This window comes from Micromonospora sp. NPDC003197, assembly GCF_053590565.1.
On sequence record NZ_JBSFTE010000008.1, the window covers coordinates 92,143 to 116,660 of the forward strand.

At 69.5% G+C, this 24,518-nt stretch carries 19 protein-coding genes and 3 pseudogenes; 11 read left to right on the forward strand and 11 right to left on the reverse strand.

Features of this window, described 5'->3' with window-relative positions; genetic code table 11:
• Positions 1-156: 156 nt before the first annotated feature.
• Positions 157-729 carry a DUF3000 domain-containing protein gene (locus ACWDV4_RS11380; RefSeq protein WP_449976924.1) on the forward strand — a complete coding sequence of 191 codons (573 nt, stop codon included), beginning with the start codon at positions 157-159 and terminating at the stop codon, positions 727-729.
• A 160-nt stretch (positions 730-889) separates the two neighbouring features.
• Here the strand turns inward: ACWDV4_RS11380 and ACWDV4_RS11385 are convergent, their stop codons facing one another.
• Positions 890-1,723 carry a hypothetical protein gene (locus tag ACWDV4_RS11385; RefSeq protein WP_449976927.1) on the reverse strand — a complete coding sequence of 278 codons (834 nt, stop codon included), beginning with the start codon at positions 1,721-1,723 and terminating at the stop codon, positions 890-892.
• Between the two features lie 75 nt (positions 1,724-1,798).
• Complete coding sequence (locus ACWDV4_RS11390; protein WP_449976929.1) at positions 1,799-2,551, reverse strand: S1C family serine protease; 753 nt, start codon at positions 2,549-2,551, stop codon at positions 1,799-1,801.
• An 801-nt stretch (positions 2,552-3,352) separates the two neighbouring features.
• On the opposite strand from ACWDV4_RS11390, the gene ACWDV4_RS11395 reads away from it, so the two are divergent.
• Positions 3,353-4,669 (forward strand): ribonuclease D, encoded by a 1,317-nt coding sequence (locus tag ACWDV4_RS11395; RefSeq protein ID WP_449976931.1) that lies wholly within the window; start codon positions 3,353-3,355, stop codon positions 4,667-4,669.
• A 75-nt stretch (positions 4,670-4,744) separates the two neighbouring features.
• On the opposite strand, the gene ACWDV4_RS11400 is transcribed toward ACWDV4_RS11395, so the two are convergent.
• The 3 genes from ACWDV4_RS11400 to ACWDV4_RS11410 are packed head-to-tail and all read right to left on the reverse strand — an operon-like array spanning position 4,745 to position 8,110.
• Positions 4,745-6,376 carry a hypothetical protein gene (locus tag ACWDV4_RS11400; RefSeq protein ID WP_449976932.1) on the reverse strand — a complete coding sequence of 544 codons (1,632 nt, stop codon included), beginning with the start codon at positions 6,374-6,376 and terminating at the stop codon, positions 4,745-4,747.
• On the reverse strand, positions 6,373-7,275 hold the full coding sequence (locus ACWDV4_RS11405) for an ATP-binding cassette domain-containing protein (protein ID WP_449976934.1): 903 nt from the start codon (positions 7,273-7,275) through the stop codon (positions 6,373-6,375). The genes ACWDV4_RS11400 and ACWDV4_RS11405 overlap by 4 nt, the downstream gene beginning before the upstream one ends.
• A 10-nt stretch (positions 7,276-7,285) precedes the next feature.
• Positions 7,286-8,110 carry a hypothetical protein gene (locus tag ACWDV4_RS11410; RefSeq protein ID WP_449976937.1) on the reverse strand — a complete coding sequence of 275 codons (825 nt, stop codon included), beginning with the start codon at positions 8,108-8,110 and terminating at the stop codon, positions 7,286-7,288.
• A 168-nt stretch (positions 8,111-8,278) separates the two neighbouring features.
• Here ACWDV4_RS11410 and ACWDV4_RS11415 point away from each other — a divergent pair, with 168 nt between their 5' ends.
• A complete protein-coding gene (locus tag ACWDV4_RS11415) occupies positions 8,279-9,604 on the forward strand; it encodes a sensor histidine kinase (protein ID WP_449976939.1) in 1,326 nt (441 codons plus the stop codon).
• Positions 9,595-10,275, forward strand: a complete 681-nt coding sequence (locus ACWDV4_RS11420; RefSeq protein ID WP_449976941.1) for a response regulator transcription factor — start codon at positions 9,595-9,597, stop codon at positions 10,273-10,275. Before ACWDV4_RS11415 ends, ACWDV4_RS11420 begins: the two co-directional genes overlap by 10 nt.
• 68 nt (positions 10,276-10,343) lie before the next feature.
• Here ACWDV4_RS11420 and galE read toward each other — a convergent pair whose 3' ends face one another.
• A complete protein-coding gene (galE, locus tag ACWDV4_RS11425) occupies positions 10,344-11,357 on the reverse strand; it encodes a UDP-glucose 4-epimerase GalE (RefSeq protein WP_449976944.1) in 1,014 nt (337 codons plus the stop codon).
• A 220-nt stretch (positions 11,358-11,577) separates the two neighbouring features.
• Here galE and ACWDV4_RS11430 point away from each other — a divergent pair, with 220 nt between their 5' ends.
• Together ACWDV4_RS11430 and ACWDV4_RS11435 are read left to right on the forward strand one after the other, a co-directional pair.
• A complete protein-coding gene (locus ACWDV4_RS11430; protein ID WP_449976946.1) occupies positions 11,578-12,771 on the forward strand; it encodes a thiolase family protein in 1,194 nt (397 codons plus the stop codon).
• 114 nt (positions 12,772-12,885) lie between these two features.
• Complete coding sequence (locus ACWDV4_RS11435; RefSeq protein WP_449976949.1) at positions 12,886-14,952, forward strand: 3-hydroxyacyl-CoA dehydrogenase NAD-binding domain-containing protein; 2,067 nt, start codon at positions 12,886-12,888, stop codon at positions 14,950-14,952.
• Between the two features lie 58 nt (positions 14,953-15,010).
• Here ACWDV4_RS11435 and ACWDV4_RS11440 read toward each other — a convergent pair whose 3' ends face one another.
• On the reverse strand, positions 15,011-15,484 hold the full coding sequence (locus ACWDV4_RS11440; protein WP_449976951.1) for a hypothetical protein: 474 nt from the start codon (positions 15,482-15,484) through the stop codon (positions 15,011-15,013).
• A 129-nt stretch (positions 15,485-15,613) separates the two neighbouring features.
• Here ACWDV4_RS11440 and ACWDV4_RS11445 point away from each other — a divergent pair.
• A pseudogene (locus ACWDV4_RS11445) lies at positions 15,614-15,994 on the forward strand (helix-turn-helix domain-containing protein); the annotation flags it as partial.
• Here ACWDV4_RS11445 and ACWDV4_RS11450 read toward each other — a convergent pair.
• Positions 15,964-16,316 (reverse strand): annotated as a pseudogene (locus ACWDV4_RS11450) (transposase); the annotation flags it as partial. The pseudogenes ACWDV4_RS11445 and ACWDV4_RS11450 sit on opposite strands and share 31 nt — an antisense overlap.
• A 160-nt stretch (positions 16,317-16,476) precedes the next feature.
• Between ACWDV4_RS11450 and ACWDV4_RS11455 the strand changes: the two are divergent.
• Positions 16,477-17,046: a DinB family protein gene (locus ACWDV4_RS11455; protein ID WP_449976953.1), complete on the forward strand. Its 570-nt coding sequence runs from the start codon at positions 16,477-16,479 to the stop codon at positions 17,044-17,046.
• Between the two features lie 352 nt (positions 17,047-17,398).
• Positions 17,399-17,647, forward strand: coding sequence for a hypothetical protein (locus ACWDV4_RS11460; protein WP_449976955.1), 249 nt, complete (start codon positions 17,399-17,401; stop codon positions 17,645-17,647).
• A 274-nt stretch (positions 17,648-17,921) separates the two neighbouring features.
• Here ACWDV4_RS11460 and ACWDV4_RS11465 read toward each other — a convergent pair.
• Both ACWDV4_RS11465 and ACWDV4_RS11470 read right to left on the reverse strand, forming a co-directional pair.
• Positions 17,922-19,094, reverse strand: a pseudogene (locus ACWDV4_RS11465) (sensor histidine kinase); the annotation flags it as partial.
• Complete coding sequence (locus ACWDV4_RS11470; protein ID WP_449976958.1) at positions 19,091-19,777, reverse strand: response regulator; 687 nt, start codon at positions 19,775-19,777, stop codon at positions 19,091-19,093. The gene ACWDV4_RS11470 and the pseudogene ACWDV4_RS11465, both read right to left, overlap by 4 nt.
• Positions 19,778-19,989: 212 nt before the next feature.
• Here ACWDV4_RS11470 and ACWDV4_RS11475 point away from each other — a divergent pair, with 212 nt between their 5' ends.
• The gene (locus ACWDV4_RS11475; RefSeq protein ID WP_449976960.1) at positions 19,990-21,177 is read left to right on the forward strand and encodes a C39 family peptidase; all 1,188 of its coding nucleotides are present in this window, start codon (positions 19,990-19,992) and stop codon (positions 21,175-21,177) included.
• 79 nt (positions 21,178-21,256) lie between these two features.
• On the opposite strand, the gene ACWDV4_RS11480 is transcribed toward ACWDV4_RS11475, so the two are convergent.
• Positions 21,257-22,552, reverse strand: a complete 1,296-nt coding sequence (locus tag ACWDV4_RS11480; RefSeq protein WP_449976963.1) for an outer membrane protein assembly factor BamB family protein — start codon at positions 22,550-22,552, stop codon at positions 21,257-21,259.
• A gap of 104 nt (positions 22,553-22,656) precedes the next feature.
• Between ACWDV4_RS11480 and ACWDV4_RS11485 the strand changes: the two genes are divergently transcribed.
• Complete coding sequence (locus ACWDV4_RS11485; RefSeq protein ID WP_449976964.1) at positions 22,657-24,501, forward strand: hypothetical protein; 1,845 nt, start codon at positions 22,657-22,659, stop codon at positions 24,499-24,501.
• Positions 24,502-24,518: the final 17 nt, after the last annotated feature.

Here is a 24,518-nt window from a genome sequence, read left to right on the forward strand (position 1 = left end):
GCCGTCATCGTGCCACGTGATCAGATCGGCGCGACGGGCACCGCCGGCTTTTGTGACGCCCGTCCGACCGTTGTGGCACCCGTGGCGACGGTTATGGCGCGGGTCGGCCGGCGCGGCGATCCACCACCTCGCCGACAGTCGGCTTAGGCTGCGAACATGGTGCCCCCGACCGTACTTCCCGAGACCTTCGCCCGTGCGGTGGCCGGGTTGCGGAGCGTGGCACCCCGCCCGGAGATCGTGCTCGAAGAGGTGGGTGCTCCGAAACGACTGGCGCCGTACGCCTTCGCGCTCAGCGCGACGGTCCTGCGCGACGGCGAGGAGGTGGCCACCGGCCGGCTCATCCTGCTGCACGACCCGGCGGGCCACGAGGGTTGGCAGGGTTTCCTGCGGATGGTCACCTATGTGACCGCCGACCTTGAGGTCGACCTGGCTGCTGATCCCCTGCTCCCAACGGTGGGCTGGGCCTGGTTGACCGACGCGCTCGACGCGCAGGACGCCAGCTACCGGGCGGTCGGCGGCACGGTCACCCAGACGATGTCGACGCGGTTCGGCGATCTGGCCGGGCCACCTCCGGCCGGCGACATCGAGATCCGGGCATCCTGGACGCCATTGGATGAGGACCTCGGCGGTCATCTGCTGGCCTGGTGCGCACTGCTGGCCTCCACGGCCGGCCTGCCGCCACCCGGGATCACCCCACTACCCGAGACGCGCTCCATCGGCACCCGCTGACGCGGACGCGACCGGGACAACAATCGGCGCGCGTCCGACGGAGGCGGGGCATCACAACCGGTGCGTGCCTGACGCACGCAGGGCACCACAACCGGCGAGGGCCGCCCCGCGGAAGCGGGACGGCCCTCGGTACGAACGGTATCGGTACGATCGGACTCGACTAGAGGTACTTCTCCGCTTCGTTGCAGATCGTGTTGAGGCCCTTCATCGCCTGGTCGTAGGCGGCCTTGTTGTTGGCCGCCGCCGCACTGAGGGCGGCGGTGAGCTTGTTCAGGCAGTCACCGATGACCTTCTTCTGCCGGGCCTGCTCGTCCCGGTCGTTCTTGGTGCCGGTCAGGTCCTGCTCGACGCTCTTGACCTTGTCGTTGGCGGCCTGCAGATCCTGCTTGAGCTTCTCGATCTCCGCATTGTTCAGAGTGATCTTGCCGTCCCGGTCGGCGACCTGAGCGGTCAACTCCTTCTCGGTGCGGCTCAACTCACTCGACTTGGCCACGAAGAGGCCGGTCATGACGCCACCGATCACGAAGAGCAGTCCGGCGACGATCGCCAGGACGAGGACCTTCCGGCCCCCGCCTCCACCGCCCGCGCCCGGAGCCGGGGCGCCGTACGGGGTGGGCGGGCCGGGTGGTCCGGACATCGGCTGGCCGAACGGCGGTGCCGAGGCTTGACCCGTCGAGTAGGCCTGCTGGCTGGGCACCGGCGGGCTGGAGACCGGGCCGGCGCCGAACGGGGGCGTGGAAACCGGACCGGCTGCCCCGGGGTAGCCGCCCGAGGCGGGCACCCCCGGGTTCTCTGCCGGCGGGTAGGCGGTCTGGTGGAAGGCCGGCATCGGTGCCGTGGGGGCTGGCGTCCCCGAGGTCGGCGCGCCGGAGGCCGGCGCGCCATAGACCGAGCCGGTGTTGGGGGTCGGATACCCGGCCCCGCCGGGTACTCCCGGCTGCGGGGGATTGCCCGGCGGCGTGGTGCCGCCGTAACCGGGCGGTGGGTAGGACATCTTGTTCCTCCAGTGAAGGCGGCAACCGCGATGATCTGGGGGGTGCCGGGCCGGAAAGCCCGCCCGGCTGGTAAATCAGCAGATTCGGAACTTGTCGCAGGCGATCTTGATAGGTACGGCCAGGCCGATGCCCTCGGCGTTGCGGGCCTTGGCGGTGGCGATGCCGACCACCTCCTTCGATCCGTTGATCACCGGACCACCGGAGTTGCCCGGGTTGATCGGCGCGTCGAACTGGATCACCGAGCTGTTGCCGTCCTTACGGGAGGCGCTGACCACACCGCTGGTCACGCTGTCTTCCAGGCCGAGCGGGGCACCGACCACGACGATCTGCTGGCCGGACTTCACCGCCGCCTGCGCCGTCACCAGCCCGGTGAACTTGGCGTCGCTCCTGAGGTGGGCGACGTCGTTCTCCTTGTCGACGTCCACGATCGTGGCGGGATAACGCTGGTCCGTACGCTCCAGGAAGACCTCTCGACCGCCGCTGTTCCACACCGACTCGACAACGTGGAAGTTGGTGAAAAGGTTCGCGCCGCCGCTGGCGGTCGGCTTACCGACCGCGAAGGCGGTGCCGGTGAACTGGCCGGCCCGGACCCGGAAGACGCTCGGCAGTACCGCGGCGGCGATCGCCTCCGGGTTGAAGACGTTGCCGGCTTGCTTCTCCAGCGTCTCGGTCCGCCCCTCCAGGCCGTCGAGCCGCTGGGTGTCACCGGCCTGCGCCTCGGCCTGTTTCCGATCGGCCTTGTCGAGCTGGTCGGAGAGCTGGTTGAGCTGGAAGGCCTGCACACCGGCCACCACCAGCAGAATGAAGACCAGCACCAGTGCGGTCACCCCGGGCCACGCGGGACGGCGCCCCGAGCCGGGCCAGGTTCCGGCCGGCGCGGGGAAAGCGGGCGGTCCGCCCGACATCCCGACGCCCACCGGACCGGCCTGCGGTGGGACACCGGTCGTCCCGCCAAAGCCTGGCAGACCGGGCGGAGAACTCTGCGGCGCTGTCGGCACAGCCGGCGCGGCACCGGAGTACGGCGGTGGAACGCCCGGTCCCACAGGCGGCGCGGACGGTTGCCGCCCTGGCCAGCCGGCTCCCGGTGGCGGTGGCGGAGTGACACCGGGTTGGTAACCCGGCACTCCCGTCATCGGCGGGGTCCCTGGGGCACCGGCGGTCATCGGCTGGGACGGCACCATTCGCGGTGGCATCGGGCCCGGCCGGACCTGGGCATGCACGTCGTCACCGGGGCGCGGCGCCGGCATCGACGGCTGGCTCGATGCGGGCGGCTGTCCCGGTACGGCAGGGCGCGACCCGCTCGGCGGCGGACCGTCGGATGCATGTGGCAGGCCGGGATTCGGTGTTCCGGGCTGCCCCGCATACGGCTCGTACCCAGAGGTCATGAATGGACGCCTCCCGTAGTCATTGGTTTCTACGATCGCACCACCGGACAACCCGCCCAGAGGGACCTGTAGCACGAGGCACCGTACCCGCACGGTGTGTCTTTGTCTTCCCCGATGTCCGGCTTCGCGACGCTGGTGATAGACCGTTCGGACAAGGGGTAAACCGCTCGTTCGCCGAGCGCGCCACTCGACGCGCCGGCCCGGCTGCACGAGGGGGTCAGCGGCGCGCACTAGAGTTGTCAGGTGACCGACGAACCACCCCTGCGCCGTCGGGCCGCGCAACGCCAAGCAGGGAACGAGCCGCACAGCCTGCCGGCCTCCGCGTCGGAGCCCGAGACCGTGGGGCACGACCCAACGCCTGGCGGGCCCGTCCCGCTCCTCGCCCCTCGTGACGGCACTCCTGCCCCAGTCCAGACCCCGGACGAACTGGCCGAAGTAGTCGCCCGCTTCGCGGCGGGCACCGGTCCTGTCGCCATCGACGCCGAACGGGCCTCTGGATACCGTTACAGCCAACGCGCCTATCTCGTCCAACTCCGGCGGGCCGGTGCCGGTACCACACTGATCGACCCGCTGCCGCTGGATGATCTCAGCTCCCTCGACCAGGCCATCGCCGAGGCCGAGTGGGTCTTGCACGCGGCCAGCCAGGACCTCGCCTGCCTGGCCGAGTTGGGGTTGCGGCCACGCCGCCTCTTCGACACGGAACTAGCCGCCCGGCTGGCCGGATTCGAGCGAGTCGGGTTGGCCGCACTAACCGAACAGTTACTCGGTTTCACCCTGGAGAAGCACCACAGTGCGGCCGACTGGTCGAGCCGACCACTGCCCGAGTCCTGGTTGACCTACGCCGCTCTCGACGTGGAGATGCTCACCGACCTGCGGGACGCGCTCGCTGTCGAGTTGGCCCGGCAGGGCAAGGAAGGCTGGGCGGCCGAGGAGTTCGCCGCGCTGATCCGGTGGGGCGCGCAGCCACCCCGGCCTCGGGCGGACCCCTGGCGGCGTACCTCCGGCATCCACCGGGTCCGGGGGGCGCGCGCCCAGGCCCGGGTCCGGGCGATGTGGTACGCCCGGGACACGATCGCCGCCCGACGCGACTCGGCCCCGGGCCGGGTGCTGCCGGACGCCGCGATCATCGCCGCCGCCGAGTTGGATCCGAAGGACGAGCACACCCTGCTCACCCTGCCCGGGTTCGGCGGTCGGTCGGTGCGTCGGCTCGCCCGAACCTGGCTGGAGGCGCTGGACGAGGCCCGCCGGCTACCGGACTCCGCCCTACCGGTCAGCCCACCGATCGAGGGACCGCCCCCGCCCCACCGGTGGGCGGAACGCGACCCGGTGGCGGCGGCCCGGCTGGCCCGGTGCCGGGAGGTGGTGACCCGGCTCGCCGCCGAGCACACCCTGCCCCCGGAAAACCTGATCACCCCGGACTCGGTACGCCGACTGGCCTGGCTGCCGCCCGTGGAGATCACGCCGGAGAGCGTCGCCGAGACGCTCGGCGGCTACGGGGCCCGGAACTGGCAGATCGGCCTGATCGTCGAGGAACTCACGGTCGCCCTGCGCGAGCCCTGACCGCTGGTGGTGCGCCCCGGTGGCGTCGGCCCGGAAATCGGGTCGACGCCACCGGCGTGCCTATCCACCAGGGGCTCACCGCCTGGCCTGTCGGGTCGCCTCGACGGCGATCCCTGCCGCGAGCAGAACCAGTGCCGCTCCCCCGACCAGCAGGGGCGACGGTCCGGCCGGTTGCCCGTCGACCCGTACCGCGCCGAGGTAGTCGACGGCGGCGACGCCGTTGACCAAGAGGAACCACAGCGGAAGGTAGAGCGCCTGGAAGAGTCGGCTGGTCCGGCTGACCAGGCCCAGCACCAGCGCAAGGGACGGGATGAAGAACGCCCCGCCAACCCAGGCCGCCACGCCTGGCCAGTCAGCGGCCATCGCCAGCTTCAGCACCGGCCCGAGTCCGACCAGCGCGGTGAAGCCGACCCCGGCCGCCCATTCCGCGAGGAACCGGCGGTGGATCAGGGGGTACGCCCCGAGCAGCGACTCGACCCCGTTCTCGGGCCGCTGGGTGCCGAGCCGGGACCAGACCAGAATCGGCCATACCCAGACCAGGAGCAGCAGCGGAGTGGCGGCCACAGTGACCGGCACCAGGAGGCTGACGACGGTCAGCGCCAGGACACCGAGCCACCACCAGCGGGACCCGCCCCGGGCGAGGATGCGCAGCTCGCCGAGAACCAATCGACCGAAGGTGGCACCCGTACGGACCTCGCCGCGCGGCAGCCCACCGTAGGCCGTCGATCGGCTCGGGGCCGCGGTCATGGTCGGCGCGACCAGAGCACCAGCCGGCCCGGCACCGGCACCGGCACCGGCACTACCATCGGCCGCCCCGGCACCGACACCGGGCTGGGCCCGCAGCCGACCCCGGGCCGGGTCGAACCGGCCGAACCACAGCGCCCCCAGTGTCGCCAGCACCACCGCGACCAGGAGGAACACGAGCCGTTGCCCGACGAAGGCGGCGGAGAAGTCCAGCCCGGACCAGGTGAACGTCCGCAGCGGATGGTCCACATACATCAGTCCCAGGGCGAACTCGCCGTTGGCGCGATCGCCGTACTGGGCGATGATGTCGGCCCGCATCGACTCCCGGATCTCGCCGATGCCGAACCCACCGAAGAGGGCATCGGCGCCCTGTCCCACAAAGACGAAGACCAGCCACCCGAAGAACCAGACGATGTTGCCGAAGCCGCCTCGCAGTGGCCGGACCGTCTCGAAGAACACCGCTGCCGCAGCGGTCACCGCCAGGACCGGCAGCGCGATCAACACGAACGGCGACAGCAACGCGACCGGATCGACGATCCGGGACTCACCGCGCATCAACTGCATCATCAGCGCCGTACCGGCCAGGGCCAGCAGCATCGAGCCGAACACCAACAGGTTGCTGAGCCACTTCCCGGCCAGGTAGGTGGCCATCCGCAGCGGCGTCGCGGCAAGCAGTTGGCCGACCCGGGTCTGCTCGTCCCGGGCGACGGCGTTGCGTACGACGTAGAACCCGCCGAGGGTGAGCCAGAGCATGCCGGCGAGCGCGGTCACCGTACCGACGTAGGCGCTGTCGTAGACGCCCCGGAAGTTGCCGGCATTCAGGATCACCCAGCGTCCGTCGGCAGCCGGCGCCGCCAGGTAGCCCAGGCCGATCGCCGCCACCAGGGTCACCAGGTACGCCGGCCGGCGTACCCGCTCGCGGAAGTCCGCCAGGGCGAGTGCGCCGAGTACGCCCGCCCTCATCGGGGCACCGCCGGCAGCTCGCCGGTCCGCGCCCCGGGCCCGGGGACCACCCCGAGGTAGACGTCCTCCAGGTCGGGTGGCACAGCGATCGCGTCCGAGGTGGGCGGCCCGCTGGACAGCAGTCGGACCCGTACGCCGGCAGCGGTCCGTACCGTGCGGCTGACCACGTACCGTGCCTGGAGCTGGGCTGCCTCGGCCGGGCCGACCACCGTCTCCCAGACCTGCCCGGTCATCGTGGCCAGCAACTCCTCCGGGGTGCCCCGTCGCCGCAACCGCCCCTGCGCCATGATCGCGATGTCGTTCGCCACCGACTCGATGTCGGAGACGATGTGCGTGGAGAGCAGCACGATCCGGTCCGCCGCCAGGTCGCTGAGCAGGTTGCGGAACCGTACCCGCTCCTCCGGGTCCAGTCCGGCGGTCGGCTCGTCCACGATGATCACCCGAGGGTCGGCCAGCAGCGCCTGGGCGATGCCGACCCGGCGCAGCATGCCGCCGGAGTACCCGCCCAGTGGCCGCTTGGCTGCCTCGGTCAGGTTGACCAGCTCCAACAGTTCGTCGATACGGATCCGGGCGGACCGGGCCGACAGTCCCTTGACCGCGGCCAGATAGGACAGAAACTCCCGGGCGGACAGGTGGGGGTAGACACCGAAGTCCTGCGGGAGGAAGCCCAGCGTCTGCCGTAGCTCGTTCGGCCGGGCCACCACATCCGTGCCGTTGAACAGGATCTTTCCGCTGCTCGGCCGGGTCACCGTCGCGGCGATCCGCAGCAGGGACGACTTGCCCGCACCGTTGGGGCCCAGCAGTCCCAGCAGCCCGCTGCCGATCTGCAACGTCAGTCCGTCGATGGCCCGCTTCTGCCCTCGATAGACCTTCACGACATCGATCAATTCCAGTTGCACGTTCTGCTCCCTATCCGGCTTTCCGTACCGTGGCGTTGCCGTTCTCGGCTATCGCGTTGATCACCCGGGGACTCGCCGGATCGTTGGGCACGTCCGACTTCGCCGTACCGGTGTCGCTGGCAGTGGTGACGCGATAGGTCTCGGCTCCCGCCGGGAGGGTGACCTTGACGGGCCCGGTGCTGGACCGGGCCTCGACCCGGGTCGGCGCGGCGGCGAACGACAGGTCGACGCCGCCATTCGTCACCTGGGTGGTGACCTCAGCCGACCGCGAGCCGGTGACCGTGATGTTCGCGCCCGAACCGGTCAACCGCAGCTTGCCGGACGGGTCCTCGACCCGGATCCAGTTGTCCGTCACCTTGATCGTGAGGTCACCGGGGATGGCCACGGCCCGCACCGGCGCATCGCTACGCACGTCCACCGTGACCCCGGGCGGCACCTTGACGATGTGCCGCCCACCGCAGTTCAGGACCAGGCCGCTACAGGTGATCGTCAACTTCAGCGTGCCGTCGGTCAGCGACCAGTTCGCGTTCTTCCCGGTGGCGGCCTTGCCGGTGAGCGACCGCTGCACCTCGACCCCGTCGCTGGCACCGGCCACCAGGCGCAGGTCGGCGAGGCTGTTTTCGATGGTCAGTTTCGGGCCGGAGAACGGGAAACTCTGCGTGTCCTCCCGTTGCTCGTCCCGCGCCGCCAGGTCACCGCAACCGGACGCCCCGACCAGGGCTGCCGCGACGGCGGGCACCAGCAGCAACCGACCTGCCCCGCGTCGTACCGGCAGACCGGTACGCCCCCACACTCGAACGGGCAGTCGCCCTCGGCCCACTGTTGTCTCCGGCATCACCGATGCACCCTTTCCGCTGACCCAACATCGCCGGTTCAGCAGACCAGCCGGGGCATGGCGCGGGCACTACCAGCAGTTCCCCAAACCGAGGTAGGGCCAGGCATACCCGGTGACTATCCCCACGGGGATGGAGCGCCGCCGGGCCCACGCAATAACGTGCTGTGAGTGACCACCTCCCATCCACAGACCGCGCTGGCAGCGATCGGCGAACGACGCTTCCTGCGCACCGCGTGGCCGTGGCGGTCGCTGGCCTACCTGTCGACCACCCTGCCTTCGGCGCTCACCGCGATCGTCCTGCTGACCGTCTTCGGGCTCCCCTGGGCGGTGCTCGTGCGCTGGTTGACCACCCGCGCCGATCAGCCCCTCGGGCAACTGCTCTTCCTCGCTCTGCTCGGCACCGGGCTGATCGTGACCATCGGTCCGCTCGGTGCGATGCCGCTGGCCACGCTGGAACGGTTGCGGCTGCGCCTGATCGATGACCGGCCGATCACCGCCGGACACCGCCGACCGCCAGAGGCCACCCCCTGGGCGTGGCTACGGACCCGCTACACCGAGGCGGCCACCTGGCGCGAGCTGGGTTACCTCTGCCTGATGGCCACCGTGGTCCCGGTGCTGTACGGCGTCGTCGGGCTGATGGTGCTCCTGCTCGGGGTGTACACGGTGAGCCCGCTGCTGGTCCACGACGGTGAGGCGGTGACGCTCGGCTTCGGAGAGGTCACCACTGTCGGCGAAAGCCTGCCGTACGCGCTGATCGGCCTGCTGCTGCTCCCCACGCTGGTGCCCTACCTGCTGACCGGCCTCGCCGGGGTGCATGGCGCGCTGGCGCGGACCCTGCTGCATGGCGGCTCCGACGAGCGGCTGCGTGCCGAACTCGTCGAGGTGTCCCGGTCCCGGGCCCGACTGGTGGCCGCCTTCGAGGCGGAACGCCGCCGGATCGAGCGGGACCTGCACGATGGGGCCCAGCAGCGACTCGTCAGCCTGACCCTGCAACTGGGGCTGGCCCGGCTCGACCTGCCGCCCGGTTCCGCCTCGGCGCAGGCCGTGGCCAACGCCCACGAGCAGGCCAAACAGCTCATGGCCGAGTTGCGGGAACTCATCCACGGCATCCACCCGCAGGTGCTCACCGACCTTGGGCTGACCGCCGCGATACAGGAACTCGCCAGCCAGGCCACGATCGAGGTGGTGGTGGACAGTGAGTTGGCCACACGGCTAGCGGACCACATCGAGGCGACGGCCTACTTCGTGGTCGCCGAGGCGTTGACCAACGTCGCCAAGCACAGTGGTGCCAGCCGGGCGGCGGTGACCGTACGGCAGCAGCCCGACCGGTTGATCATTGAGATCGAGGATGACGGCCGGGGCGGGGCCGATCCGGCAGGTGGCACTGGCCTCACCGGCCTGGCCGACCGGGTCGCGGTGGTCGACGGGAGAATGTTGCTGTCCAGTCCGGTCGGTGGCCCGACCCGAATACGTGTGGAGCTGCCGTGCGGCTAGATCAGACTCCGGTACGGGTAGTCCTCGCCGAGGACGGTGTGCTTCTGCGGGAGGGGCTGGCCGGTCTGCTGAGCCGGTTCGGGTTCGAGGTCGTCGCGGCGGTCGGCGACGCCGACGCCCTCCTGGACGCCGTCGCCGAGCACCGGCCCGACCTGGTGGTGACGGACATCCGGATGCCGCCGGAGCACACCGACGAGGGGCTGCGGGCCGCCGTGTGGTTGCGCCGGGCCTATCCGGGGCTGGCGGTGGTCGCCCTCAGCCAGTACGTGCAGCAGGGCTACGCCGCCGACCTGCTCGACTCCGGGGACGGCCGCCGGGTCGGCTACCTGTTGAAGGACCGGGTGGTCGACGTCGAGGAGTTCGTCGCCGCACTCCGTCAGGTGGTCGACGGCGGCACGGTGGTCGACCCGCAGGTCGTACGCCAGTTGCTGCGCCGCCGCAACGATCCGGTGGCCCGACTGTCGGCCCGCGAGCGGGAGGTGCTCGCGTTGGTGGCCGAGGGACACTCCAACGCGGCCATCGCCCGTCTGTTGGTCGTCTCCGAGGCGGCGGTGGGCAAGCACGTCGGCAACATCCTGGCCAAGCTCGACCTGCCGCCGACCGATGACAGCAACCGGCGGGTCCTGGCGGTGCTGACCTATCTGCGTAGCGGCGGCACCGCCGAACAGTGAGGGGCGGCCGGTCTGCTGTCAGAGGCCGGCTGCGGTTCGGCCGGTCTGCTGGCCCGGTGGTCTGCTGGTCAGGCCGGCTGTGGGTCGGCCAGGATTCGGTCCCGCTGGGCAGACCACTCCAGAGAGTGCCGGATGCCGTCGGCGATGGAGTACTCCGGCTTCCAGTCGAGCAGCGTCCGCGCCCGGCTGCTGCGGGTGTACGAACCGGCCGAGTCCCCAGGTCGAGCGACGGTCTCCCGTACCCGCAGCGGCCGGTCCGCGACGGCCTGGAAGGCGTCAACGAACTCCCGCACGGTGGTGCCGTTGCCGGTGCCGAGGTTGATCACCTCGTAGGACCGGTCACCGCCGACCGGCAGCACGTCGTCGAACCGCCGCAGCGCCGCGACGTGTGCCCGGGCCAGGTCCCAGACGTGGATGTAGTCGCGGATGCCGGAACCGTCCCGCGTGGGCCAGTCGACCCCGGTGACCAGGAACTCCTCGTCCTGCTCGACGGCAGTGATCAACTTTCCGAGTACGTGGCTCGGCGTGCGGATCTGCAACCCGGTCCGCAGCTGCGGGTCGGCCCCGATCGGGTTGAAGTAGCGCAACGAAAGGGCCCGCAACCTGGTGGCGCCCGCAGTGTCGGCGAGCACCTGCTCCATCATCGCCTTCGTGTGCGCGTACGGGCTGGTCGGCGCGAGCGGGGAGGTCTCGTCGACGGAGAAGTCGTCCCCCGGCTGGTAGATCGCGGCGGAGGAGCTGAACAGGTAGCGCTGGCAGCCGTTGCGCAACACGTGCTCGATGAAGTCGACGGACTTGGCCACGTTCTCCCGGTAGTAGCGCAGTGGCTGGGCCACCGACTCCGGCACCACGATCAGCGCCGCCGCGTGCACCACCGCCGAGATCTCGGGATGCTCGGTGAAGATCCGGTCGATCAGCGTCCCGTCGGCGATATCTCCCTGGTAGAAGATCCGGTCCCGGGTGAACTCGATCCGGCCGGTGCACAGGTTGTCCAGGATCACCGGCTGTAGACCGTCGTCCAGGCAGGCCGAGGCCACCGTACTACCGATGAAACCGGCACCGCCCGCAACCAGTACCTTCAACGCCCACCTCCGGGTCGCTTCCGACGTTCCGCGCTCAACGTACCGGACCGGACGATGTCGCTAGACCTACTCGATGTGTCCTGGACCACATACCGCGCCTACCCACCCCTAGTTACCGACGAGTAGCATTCGAGGGAACGCCCGTGCCGGCGACCTACATTCGGCTCGTAGTGCCGCCTGTCGGCGCGGAGGCCGAATTATGGTCGAAAAGGAGGCTCCAGTGCCCCGTGAAGTCCGGGATGTCGTCTTCGTGGACGGCGTCCGCACCCCGTTCGGCAAGGCGGGTGGCATGTATGCCAACACCCGCGCCGACGACCTTGTCATCCGCTGCATCCGTGAGCTGCTGCGACGCAACCCGCAGCTGCCACCCGAGCGGGTCGAGGAGGTGGCCGTCGCCGCCACCACCCAGATCGGCGACCAGGGCCTGACCCTCGGCCGTACCGCCGCCCTGCTCTCCGGCCTGCCCAAGACGGTCCCCGGCTACTCCATCGACCGGATGTGCGCCGGCGCGATGACCGCGGTCACCACCGTGGCCAGCAGCATCGCCATGGGCGCGGTCGACGTTGCCATCGCCGGTGGCGTCGAGCACATGGGCCGCCACCCGATGGGCGAAGGGGTCGACCCCAACCCGCGCATCGTGGCCGAGAAGCTGGTCGACCCGTCCGCGCTGGTCATGGGCGCGACCGCGGAGAACCTGCACGACCGGGTCCCGCACATCACCAAGGAGCGCACCGACGCGTACGCGCTCGCCTCCCAGCAGAAGACCGCCAAGGCGTACGCCAACGGCAAGTTCCAGCCCGACCTGGTGCCGGTCGCGACCCGCGACCCGGAGACCGGCTGGGGTCTGGCCACCGTCGACGAGGCGCCCCGCGACACGTCGCTGGAGAAGCTGGCCACCCTCAAGACCCCGTTCCGCCCGCACGGCAAGGTCACCGCGGGTAACGCCGCCGGCCTCAACGACGGGGCCACCGCCAGCCTGCTGGCCGCCGAGGACGTCGCCCGCGAACTGGGCCTGCCGATCTCGATGCGGCTGGTCTCGTACGGCTTCGTCGGCGTCGAGCCCGAGGTGATGGGCGTCGGCCCGATCCCCTCCACCGAGAAGGCGCTGCGGATCGCCGGACTGAGCATCGACGACATCGGCCTGTTCGAGCTGAACGAGGCGTTTGCCGTACAGGTGCTCGCCTTCCTCGACCACTTCGGCATCGCCGACGACGACCCCCGGGTCAACCAGTGGGGCGGCGCGATCGCCATCGGCCACCCGTTGGCCTCCTCCGGCGTACGGCTGATGACCCAGCTCGCCCGGCAGTTCGCCGAGCACCCCGAGGTGCGGTACGGCCTCACCGCCATGTGCATCGGCATCGGCATGGGCGGCACGGTCATCTGGGAGAACCCGAACTGGGAGGGCAACAAGTGAGCACGAGGAGCGAGCCGGGTCTGCGAGCCCCGCAGTGCGAACGGAAGGTGGCACAGTGAGCACGAGGAGCGAGCCGGGTCTGCGAGCCCCGCAGTGCGAACGGAAGGTGGCACAGTGAGCGCACTCGCGTTTCCGAACGAGGTCGTGACCAAGGCGCTGGTACGCCTGGTGAACGTACCCGGGCTGGACCGGCCGGCCGCGCTGATCACGCTGGACAACGGCTTCGACCACAAGAAGCCCAACTCACTCGGGCCGGCCGGTCTGGCCAGCCTGGACAGCGCGATCACCGAGGCGCTCGCGGCCGAGCCGGCGTTCGTCGCGATCACCGGTAAGCCGTACATCTTCTGTGTCGGCGCGGACCTGACCGGCATGCCGCTGATCACCACCCACGAGCAGGCCCTGGAGATCGGCCGGCTGGGCCACCGGGTCTACGCCCGGCTCAAGGACAGCACCGTACCGACGTTCGCGTTCGTCAACGGCGCGGCGCTCGGCGGCGGCCTGGAACTGGCGCTGCACTGCCACTACCGGACGGTCTCCGGCGGCGCGGCGGCGCTGGCCCTGCCCGAGGTCTCCCTCGGCCTGGTGCCCGGCTGGGGCGGCACGCAGCTGCTGCCCAACCTGATCGGCATCCCGATGGCCGCCCAGATCATCATCCAGAACCCGCTGACCCAGAAGACGCTCAAGCCGAAGCAGGCCGCGGAGTACGGCATCGCCGACATCCTGCTGGAGCCGGCCGACTTCCTGGAGCGCTCCCTGGAGTGGGCCGCGGGAGTGGTCAAGGGCGAGATCACCGTGTCCCGGCCCGAGGTCGACAAGGACATGTGGGACGGCGTTCTCTACTTCGCCAAGCAGCAGCTCGACCAGCGCCTGCACGGCGCGGTGCCGTCCGCGAACCGGGCGCTGGAGCTGCTCGGCCTGGCCAAGGAGGCGTCGTTCGCCGACGGTACCGCCGCCGAGGACGAGGCCCTGGCCGACCTGCTGATGAGCGAGGAGCTGCGCAGCAGCCTCTACTCGTTCGACCTGGTACAGCGGCGGGCCAAGAAGCCGGTCGGCGCACCGGACAAGGAGCTGGCCCGCAAGGTCACCAAGGTGGGCATCGTCGGTGCCGGCCTGATGGCCTCCCAGCTCGCACTGCTCTTCGCCCGCCGCCTCCAGGTGCCGGTGGTCCTCACCGACCTGGACCAGGCCCGGGTGGACGCCGGTGTGGCGTACGTACACAAGGAGATCGACAAGCTGCTCGGCAAGGGCCGGCTCGACGAGGGTACGGCGGCCAAGCTGCGTGGCCTGGTCACCGGCTCGGTGGACAAGTCCGTCTTCGCCGACGCGAACTTCGTCATCGAGGCCGTCTTCGAGGACCTCAAGGTCAAGAAGCAGGTCTGGGCCGAGTTGGAGCAGATCGTCTCCCCGGAGACGGTGCTCGCCACCAACACCTCGTCGCTGTCGGTCAGCGCGATGGCGGCGGAGCTGAAGCACCCGGAGCGGGTGGTCGGCTTCCACTTCTTCAACCCGGTCGCCGTACTGCCGCTGCTGGAGATCGTCCGGGGCGAGCAGACCGACGACGCCTCGCTGGCCACCGCCTTCGCGGTCGGCAAGCAGCTGCGCAAGTCCTGCGTACTGGTCAAGGATGCCCCGGCGTTCGTGGTCAACCGGCTGCTGACCCGGTTCCTCGGCGAGATCTTCGCCGCCGTGGATGCCGGCACGCCGCTGGCGGTGGCTGACAGCGCGCTGGACCCGCTGGGTCTGCCGATGCGGCCGCTCGCGCTGCTGCAGTTGGTGGGGCCGGCGATCGCCTACCACGTGGGCGGCACACTACACGGGGCGTTCCCGGACCGGTTCGGGGTCAGCGACAACCTCAAGCGGATCGCCGAGTCCGGCAAGCCGATCATGGTGGACGACGAGGTCAACGCCGAGGTGGCCGCGCTGCTGGAGGTCGGCGACCAGCCGCTCACCGCCGAGCAGGTACGTCAGCGCGCCCTGGACGCGCTCGCCCAGGAGGTCCGGCTGATGCTGGACGAGGGCGTGGTGGCCGAGGCGCAGGACATCGACCTGTGCATGATCCTCGGTGCGGGTTGGCCGTTCCACCTGGGCGGCGTGACGCCGTACCTGGACCGGACCGGCACCGCCGAGCAGGTCACCGGCCAGCGCTTCCTCCCGCAGGGCGTGGCCAGCCTCCCCGCCTGACGTGTTGATGTAAGGAAGGGCCCCTTCTTATCGCTTTTTGCATAGGAAGGGGCCCTTCCTAACGCCGCAGGTTCTCCTCCACGTTCTTGCAGGCCGGCAGCAACTCCTTCAGACTCCGCCCGGTGCCGCCGATCTCGATCGGCCCGGTACGGCTTCCCGGCGGCAATTGCCGCATCGCCTCTTCCAGGATTCGACGTTTCTCCGCTTCGGTAAGCGGCTCAGCCAGTGGCGGCGCGACGAGTTCGCGTAGGCAGGGCTCCACCGCCGTGAACCGGGCCCGCTCGTCGGCGAGCTGCTGGTCCCGGGCGGCAAGCTGGGTCCGCAGCGCCGCCGACTGCTGTTCCTGGGCCGTATTCCGAACGGCGAGGTCCGCCGCCCGGCGCTGCTGGTCCCGCCGCTCACCATCGGCCCGCAGAAGAAACCCACCGAGTACGACTATGGCGAGGGCCAAGGCAGCTGCGAGCCCTCGCGTCAGCCCTCGTCGCCGGCTCCCCTCCCGACGTACGACGGTAGTGGCAACCGGCGCCGGCACAGGGCTTCTCTGCTCTGCCGGGTCGACGCCCCCGGCCACGGACGGCTCGATGCCCGACAGCTGTCTCCCTACGGTCCATGTGGGAGGTGATGGCCGGTGGGCAGACGCCCAGAGGTGTTCGTCCGGCAAGTGTCGACGGCCGAAGGCCAGCGCTTACAGCGGATCAGCCGCAGCGCGAAGGACCCGGTCAAGCTACGCCGGGCGATCGTGGTCCTGATGTCCGCCCAAGGCCAACCAGCCCCGGACATCGCCCACCTACTCCACACCAGCGAGGACTACGTCCGCGACGTGATCCACGCCTTCAACGAGCAGGGATTCACCGCACTCGACCCAAAATGGAGCGGGGGCGCACCGAAACAGATCGATGAGCAGACCCGTGACTGGATCTGCGTCATCGCCGGTGCGACCCCCCGCTTCCTCGGCAAACCCTTCTCCTGCTGGTCCCTGACAAAGCTGCGCGACTACCTGATCGAGACCGATCACGTCACCACGATCAGCGTCGAAACCGTGCGGCGGATCCTGCACGAACGCGGCGTGTCCTGGCAGGCCACCAAAACCATAGGCGTTGATTCGTCCGTTATGCGGCGGCTGATGTTGTCGATCATCGCGATATGGATCATGGCTCGGAGCTGGCCGGCAGGGTCTCGTAGTCGCGGACGAGTCTGCGGTGCAGCATCAGCCAGCCCAGGGTTCTCTCCACGACCCAGCGCCGTTTGACCACGTGGAAGCCTCTGGTCTCGGTGTTCCTCGGTACGACCTCGGCGTCGACACCGAGGGTGGCGGCGTGTTCGACGAACTGGTTCTTGAAGCCTGCGTCGTCCACCCATGTCTTGTGACTGACCTGTGTCAGTGGGTGTTGATCGATTGCCAGCGAAGGCCGATGGATTGACTTCTATGCCATTTAGGAATGACTGCCTGTGAGGTTTGTGACAATGGAGGATGACCGCAGACGGCGACGATCACTCTGCTCGACGGGTCCGTAGTATGCGGCAATGACAAGAAGCGAGCGGCTCGCGGAGCAGTTGGATTGGTACTGGCGCAAGAACCTGCGGCCACGGCTGGACGGTCTTACCGACGAGGAGTACTTCTGGGAGCCGGTGCGTGACTGCTGGAGCATCCGCCCACGTGGCACGTCGGCCGCACCGATGTCGACAGGTTCGGGGAAATGGACGTTGGACAACGCGTCCCCTGACCTGGTGCCGACGCCCGCGCCGGTGACCACGATTGCCTGGCGGCTGGCGCACATCATCGTCTCCTGCCTGGGCTATCGGGTCGGATGGTATTTCGGCGGCCAGGATGTCGACTCTGAGACATTCGCCTACGCGGGGACCGCTGACGAGGCGCTGAAACAGCTCGATGAGATGTATGGGAGATGGAACGCGGGAGTCCGCGAGCTCTCGGACGCTGACCTGGACAATCCGCCCACGGTGGGTCCCGAGCGGTTTTCCATGGAGAACAGGGTCCTGCACGTCAACAGGGAACTGATCCATCACGGTGCCGAGATCTCCCTGCTGCGCGACCTCTACCGCTGGCAGGACGGAGCCGGACCGCACCGAATATGACTTTCGGTAACCGGCGATCGAGCTTCGGAGACTTACGTGGAGTCCGTGACGCTCCATGGCTGCTGCCGCCGATAGGCCTCACGATCTTTAACCGCCGTTCTGCCTTCCCTACGTTCTCCTTCGGCGCAGGACAGCGTCATCTTCCGTCGCCGATATGCCTCCTGGCGACACCGCTGAGAGCATGTCCGGCGCTGTGACCTACGACTTCCTTCTGGCATAGGGCCTGAACAGACTGGGCAGCGCGGTGATTCAAGGGATTCGTTGCGGGGTCGGTTTCTTGTTCGGCGCAATCGCGGAAAGCATTACCATCGGCAGTTCCGGACGTCGTCAGATTTGAAGCAGGTGACGGAGCGTGGCTGTTCCAGCTGCTGGCGGGGCGTTCGGACGGCGGTTGATCGAGGGCGGCATACCGCGAAGCTGGTTGCGTTGGCAGGGCTCGCTTGCCGCGCCGGTCGCTGGCCTGCCGGATCCGGGCCGACCACGGCTCGCCCGGCAACTCCCCGTCGCCAAGCTGCAAGGTGACACTCTGCTAACTAGCAGGGCCAACAGCGTCCCGGCCACCATGCTGGTCACCGCGAGCGGCAGAAAGGGCTGCTGGTAAATCCTCCACAATGGATGAAAGATGTACGCCCGCGAAGAACGGATACGTCAGCAGTGGTCGAGGCGGGGCGCGGGAATGATAGTGACGGGCATCGACCGCACCTCCTCTCCTCTGTCAGGCTGACCGGCGGGCAGCCTGACACGTGATCGGAGATGGACGCAACAGGCTTTCAGCCTGCCGGCGTCTCCGTGGTGCCCGCCGACGACAGCAGTTGAGCGCGCGGATCGGTCGGGGCGGTATCGGTCGTACCAGCGCCAACCGGCGCCGAGGCGGCCACGACCGGGGTGGCCCCGGCTGCCGGCAACGTCACCGTCACCTCCAGCCCTCCGCCCGGCTGGGCGACCACGTTCACCGTGCCGCCGTGCGCGTCACAGACCGCCCGTACGATCGACAGCCCCAGGCCGGAGCCCCGCGCACCGGTACGCTCCCGACCACCGCGCCGGAACGGCTCGAACAGCCCTGGTACGTCCGCCTGGTCCACCTCGAAGCCGGTGTTGCCGACGACCAGCCACACCTGCTCGTCGTCCGAGCCGGTACGCGCCCAGATCCGGCCGTGCAGGTGGTTGTAACGCACCGCGTTCTCCACCAGGTTGCCGGCCAGCCGCTCCAACAGCCCGGGGTCGCCGACCACCGGAGCCGGCTCCAGCGTCCGGCTGATGTCCAACTTGAGCCGGGTGGCCTCGTGCCGTACCGCGGAGAGCGCGGCGGCCACCCCGTCGGCCAGGTCAACGGGCACCTTACGCCCCAACCGCCGCCCCGTCTGGGCCTCGCTGCGGGCCAGCACCAGCAACGCGTCGACCAGACCGTTGGCCCGCTCGGAGGCATCCCGGACCACGATCGCCATCCGCCGGAACTCGGCCACGTCCGCCTCGTCGTCGGAGAGCGTCACGTCGATCTCGGTACGCATCACCGCCAGCGGGGTACGCAACTCGTGCGAGGCGTTGGCGACGAACCGTTTCTGTGCCTCGAACGCCTCGGCTATCCGGTCCAGCATCGCGTCGAAGGTGCCGGCCAGTTCGGCCACCTCGTCGTCCGCCCCGGAATACCGGATGCGCTGGTCCAGGGTCTCCTCACCGAGCCGCCGAGCGGTCGCGGTGACCTGGTGCAACGAGCGCAGCGAGCGACCCGCCACGGCGTACGCACCAGCCACCCCGACGACGCTGATCGCCAGCAGCGCCACCAGCCCCTTGGCCAGCAGTTCGCTGGTCGCGTTCTCCACCAGCCGCTGCTGCCACTGTCGGGCGTCCATCGTCGCACCGTCGGCGAGCACCACCGTGGTGCCTGGCTGCAACTCGTCGGTTGGCCGCAGCGCGTCGCCGACCAGCAGCCAGGCGAGCAGGATCAGGGTTGCCCCGGCACCCACCAGCAGGACACCGTTGAGCATGGTCAGCCGTAGCCGCAACGTCGGCCGCAGCCACGGCCGCCGGTTGGTCAGATATACGGTCATGCGGTCACCTGGCCCGGCAGTCCGTCCACGGGCATCCGATATCCGGCACCGACCACGGTCTCGATCAGCGGTGGGTCACCGATCTTCTTACGGAGGGTCCGCACGGTGACCCGTACGGTGGTGGTGAACGGGTCGGTGTTGGCGTCCCAGACCCGTTCCAGCAGTTCCTCGCTGGAGACCACCGCGCCCCGGGCCTTGAGCAGTTCCTCCAGCACGCCGAACTCCTTGTTGGTCAACTCGACCGGTGCGCCGGCCCGGGTGGCCATCCGACGGGCCGGGTCGACGACCAGGTCGGCGACGGCCAGCACCGGCGGCGCGGGCGGGGTGGCCCGCCGTCCCAGGGCCTGTACCCGGGCGACCAACTCGTCGAAGGCGAACGGCTTGGGCAGATAGTCGTCGGCCCCGAGTTGCAGCCCTTCGACCCGGTCGGCGACGGTGCCGCTCGCGGTGAGCATCAGCACCCGGGTCAGGGTGCCCGAGCTGACCATGTCGGCGCAGATCTGGTCACCGTGCATGCCGGGCAGGTCCCGGTCAAGGACCAGCACGTCGTACCGGGTGACGAAGGCCATTTCATGTCCGACGGAGCCGTCGTAGGCGACGTCCACCGCCATTCCTCGGCGACGCAGGCCGCGCGCGATCGCGTCGGCGAGGTTCCGCTCGTCCTCGACCACCAGTACCCGCACCGCGGTCCTCCTGAATTTATCTCCGTCGAGCATCGACCCCAGCCCGGAGCCGATCCCGTCCCACACGCTAGTGGGTGGTGAAAAACAACCTAGTCACCGCCGACAAAACCCAGGTCGGCTGCGGCGACCATGGACCATTGCCAAAAACTTTCCGGTACGGAAAGCTTCGCGACGTTCATCTCCACAATCGAATCGGTCGAACAGGAGACACGGTGGAGCCGGTCTGCCCACACATCGCCTACCGGGGCTTTCGTACCGCGCCGGAGTTCGGCACCGGCGATTTCCTTGGGACGAGACTGCGCCCCGACGGCGTCGCCCTCAGCAGCGCGGTGGACCAGCTCGTGCACACCGACCCGCACACCGGTGCCACCGGGACGTACGACCTCGCCACCTGGACCTCACCCCCGGTCGATCCTGGCTTCGTCGCCACCGAGGTCATCCCCTCCTGGACCGGGGACACCCCTGGCGGTTGCTGGCTCCAGATCGACGTACGTGGCACGACCGAGGCCGGCACCACCACCGGCTGGTACACCCTGGCCCGGTGGGCGGCCGACGACGGCACACTGCGTCGGACCTCGGTTCCGGACCAAACCGACGCCCACGGTTCGGTCGCCGCCGACACCCTCACCATGGGCACGGGCTACGGGCTGACCAGCTGGCAGCTGCGGGTCACCCTGCTCCGCCCAGCCGGTACGCCGCTGACGCCCGTCCTGCGCTCGGTCGGCGCTGCCGCCTCCCGACCGGCGGGGACCGTCGACGTCGCCACCGACGGCGGTTCGCCGACCGCCCGAGGGCGGATCCTGGACGTCCCGCCCTTCTCCCAGCGCACCCACATGGGGCACTACCCGCAGTGGGACGGCGGTGGGGATTCGTGGTGCAGCCCCACGTCGACCTCGATGGTGCTCGCCTACTGGGGGGTTGGTCCGGCTCCCGACGACTACGCCTGGGTCGATCCGAGCGATCCTCGACCGCTGGTCGACCATGCCGCACGCCAGTGTTTCGACTACGCCTACCAGGGCGCGGGCAACTGGCCCTTCAACACCGCCTACGCCGGGCGGTACGGCTTGGACGCCTTCGTCACCCGGTTACGTTCGCTCGCCGAGGCGGAGTGGTTCATCGCCGCTGGCGTGCCGCTGGTCGTCTCCGCGTCCTACCGTCGGGGCGACGTGCCTGGGCTGGACTACGACACCAAGGGTCACCTGCTGGTGTTGGTCGGGTTCACCGCGACCGGGGATCCGGTACTCAACGACCCGTACTCGCCGGATGACCAGGCGGTACGCAAGCCGGTGAACCGGGCCCGGTTCGAGGCGCGGTGGCTGACCGCCAACGGTGGGCTGGTCTACGTGATCCGCCCGGCCTCGGTGCCGCTGCCCCCGGCACCGGCCCAGGCGAACTGGTAGCGAGCTCGGCACGGGCCAGACAAACCGGGAGTCGGGCCCGGTATCGGCCCCGGCGAACCGGTAGCGGGCCAACAGCCAGCTAATCCGACAGCCGCCACATCGCCAGTGCCCCGTCCAACTGCCGGCAGCCGACCAGCTTCTCCGTCAGGTACACGTCGCAGTCGCCGGAGATGTCACGCAGCACTGCCAGGATCCGAACGGTCCGGGTCGCCGGGTCCAGCCGAGCCACCCAGGCCCGACCATCTGGAGCCACCCGTAACCCGATAAGGACCCGGTCCTCGGTCCTCGGCGGGATCAGCTCCCACCTGCCCAGGTCGCCAAGCTTGTGGCCGGTGGCGAGGTCGAGCACCACCAGGGGAGCCGGTCTTCTCGCCTCCTCCTCGACGGCCACCAGATGGTCGCCGACCGGCCACGCAATCGGCCAGCGGCGGTCGGCCCATCGGGGCTGTCCGGTCGACCGGTCGTACACCTGGATCCCGTCGGACAGGCTGGAGGCACACAACCATCCGCCACAGCTGGACATCCAGCCCCGGCCGTTGTCCGGGATCGTCCAGCGAAGGTCCAACCGGTCCAACCCGTACGCGGTGGTCGCGCCCCGCCCGTCGAAGACGAGCAACAGATCATCCACGATGTTCACGGTCCAGCCGGGTTCACCCGGTTGGTGGGGCGGCGGAGCCGGCAGGTCGACGGCTCCGCGCAGGCCGGCCGACCCGACGTCCCGCACCTCCACCCGCCCGGTGGGCAGCCCCAGCGCGATCAGCGAGAGCCGTTCCCTCTGGTAGTCGTAGACGAGTTGGGCGTTGGCGGGCACCGGGTGTGTCCAGCGGATCGCCCCCGTCGCCGGATCCACCGCGAACAGATCGCTCGGCGCCGATTGCCTGACCGTTCCAGTCCAGAGCAGGAGCTCACCGCTAATGCCGACGCCAGTCATGCTGGCTTGATATCGCCAGGAGAGCGAGCCGCTCGCGCGGTCCAGGCCCGCGATTTCGCCGACCTCACCTGTCTCGTTACCGCCGGTCAGGATCAACGTTCCACCGACCGGGCCGAAGATCCCCGGCTGTCCCTGTACCGGCGAGGGGACCTGCCACAGCACTCGACCATCAGTTACTCGCCGAGCCGTGATCTGCCCCTCAACATCGACCTTCTCCACTACGTAGAGTTGGTCCCGGTCGACCGTCAGGCGGCTGGCCAAGCCGGCCGGAATGACCAGCTCGGGCTGGAGCGACGACGCTGGGGCGCTGGCCGCAACGGTCGCGAGCAAAACGATCAACACCGTGCCGACTCGGGGCCAGCGGGCGGTAATCCACTGGGGCGGCCTCGGACCGGTGTCGGGGGACAACTCGTCGTTGCGCTCCCCCAGGTCGATGATCGCCAACGCGCACCGCCTCCTTCAGGTCGGGGCGACCCCGTACCCGTACCCCCCGGCAAGCACACCGGTCCCGGCAAAACGCCCAACTCACGCCTGTACGATGGCGCGTCGTGGCTGTCCCAGTAATCGACAATTCTTCGGATGCCGAGTCCGTCCCTACCGAGTCCACCCGGCCCGGTTGGCGAAGGCGACTCCGCGCTCCGGCGCGCGCCGATCTGCTGGCCATCGGAGCGTACGTCCTGCTCGGGGTTTTCGTGTGTGCCAACTACTGGGCAGACATCGATCACCGAGTGTCATCTCACCTGCCCACCGACCACAGCTGGTTCGAGTGGTTGTTCTCACACGGGGCCTACTCGGTGCGCCATCTGGAAAATCCGCTGTTGTCGCTGCGGCAGAACGCGCCCGACGGCGTCAACATGATCGCCAACACCTCGATCCTGGGCGTCACCATCCCGATGGCCCCGATCACCATGCTCTTCGGGCCACAGGTCTCCTACACGCTCTACCTCGGCGGCGCGCTGGCAGCGACGGCCGCCACCTCGTACTGGATGCTCTCCCGCTACCTGGTCAGCTCGCGGACGGCCGCGTTCATCGGTGGCGGCTTCCTCGGCTTCGCCCCCGGCGTCATCCACCACGCCAACGGCCAGCCCAACTTCGTCTCCAACTTTCTGCTTCCGGTGATCGTCGCCCGGGTGCTGCGGCTCGGCGAGCCGGGTCCGAAGCGCTGGGTACGCAACGGCATCGCCCTCGGCCTCCTCGTGGCGTACCAGATCTTCGTCAACGAGGAGATGCTGCTGCTCACCGCGCTGACCCTGCTGGTCGTGGTCGTGGTGTACACGGTGATGCGCTGGTCCGACGCGCGGGCCAAGCTGCGTCCGTTCCTGCTCTCCCTCGGGCTCGGTGGCGGCATCGCGCTGCTGCTGACCGGCTACCCGATCTGGTTCCAGTTCAACGGGCGGCAGTCCTCACGGGGACTCCAGGGTGGGGTCTTCCACAGTTGGGGCGAGGACCTGAAGGCGTACGTGACCTATGCCCGGGACACCCTCGCCGGCACGCCGGAGGTGGAGAAGACCATCGGGATGACCGAACAGAACTCCTGGTTCGGCTGGCCCCTGGTCATCCTCGCGCTGGTGGCGATCGTCGTCCTCTGGCGGGCCTCGCTGGCCGCCCGGATCACCGGCATCGTGGCCCTCTTCTTCACCGTCGCCTCGCTCGGACCGTACCTGCGGTTCGACGGTGAGGTGACCGAGATCGCCGGGCCGTGGCACTACCTGCCGAAGGACCTGCCCCTGGTCGAGATGATGATGCCGACCCGGATGGCGCTGATCGTCACCGGCGCGGTGGGGGTACTGCTGGCCCTGGTGTGGGACCGGGCCGCCACCGTGCGCCGCAGCAGCGGCAACCCGACGGGCGGCTGGTGGCGCAGCGGACGGTGGCGCGGTGCCGTGGCGTACGCGGCCGTCCTGGTCGCCGTGGTGCCGCTGATCCCCCGGCCGCTGCCGGCCGAGCACGTCGACTCGCCCCCGGAGTTCATCACCTCGGGCGCGTGGCGGCCGTACGTGCCGGAGGGCCGTACGTTGGTGCCGGTGCCCATCCCCAGCAACGTGCACGGCCTCTCCACGCTGCGCTGGAGCGCCCTGACCCAGCACGAGTTCCCGGTGCCGGGTGGCTACTTCATCGGCCCCGGCCCGGAGGGTGAGGGCATCTTCGGGGCTCCGCTCCGGCCGACCAGCGGCCTGATCTACACGACGATGGACACCGACCAGGTGCCGCCGATCACCGAGGAGAACCGCCGGCAGGCGATCGAGGACCTGCGCTTCTGGCGGGCCTCGGTGGTGGTGCTCGGCGAGCACCCGGACGACCAGGTGCTGCACCAGTTGCTGACCGAACTGCTCGGCCCTGGCCAGCGCGTCGACGACGTCTGGCTCTGGGATGTCCGTTCGCTGGTGTCCTGACCACCAGCCGCTGGTGC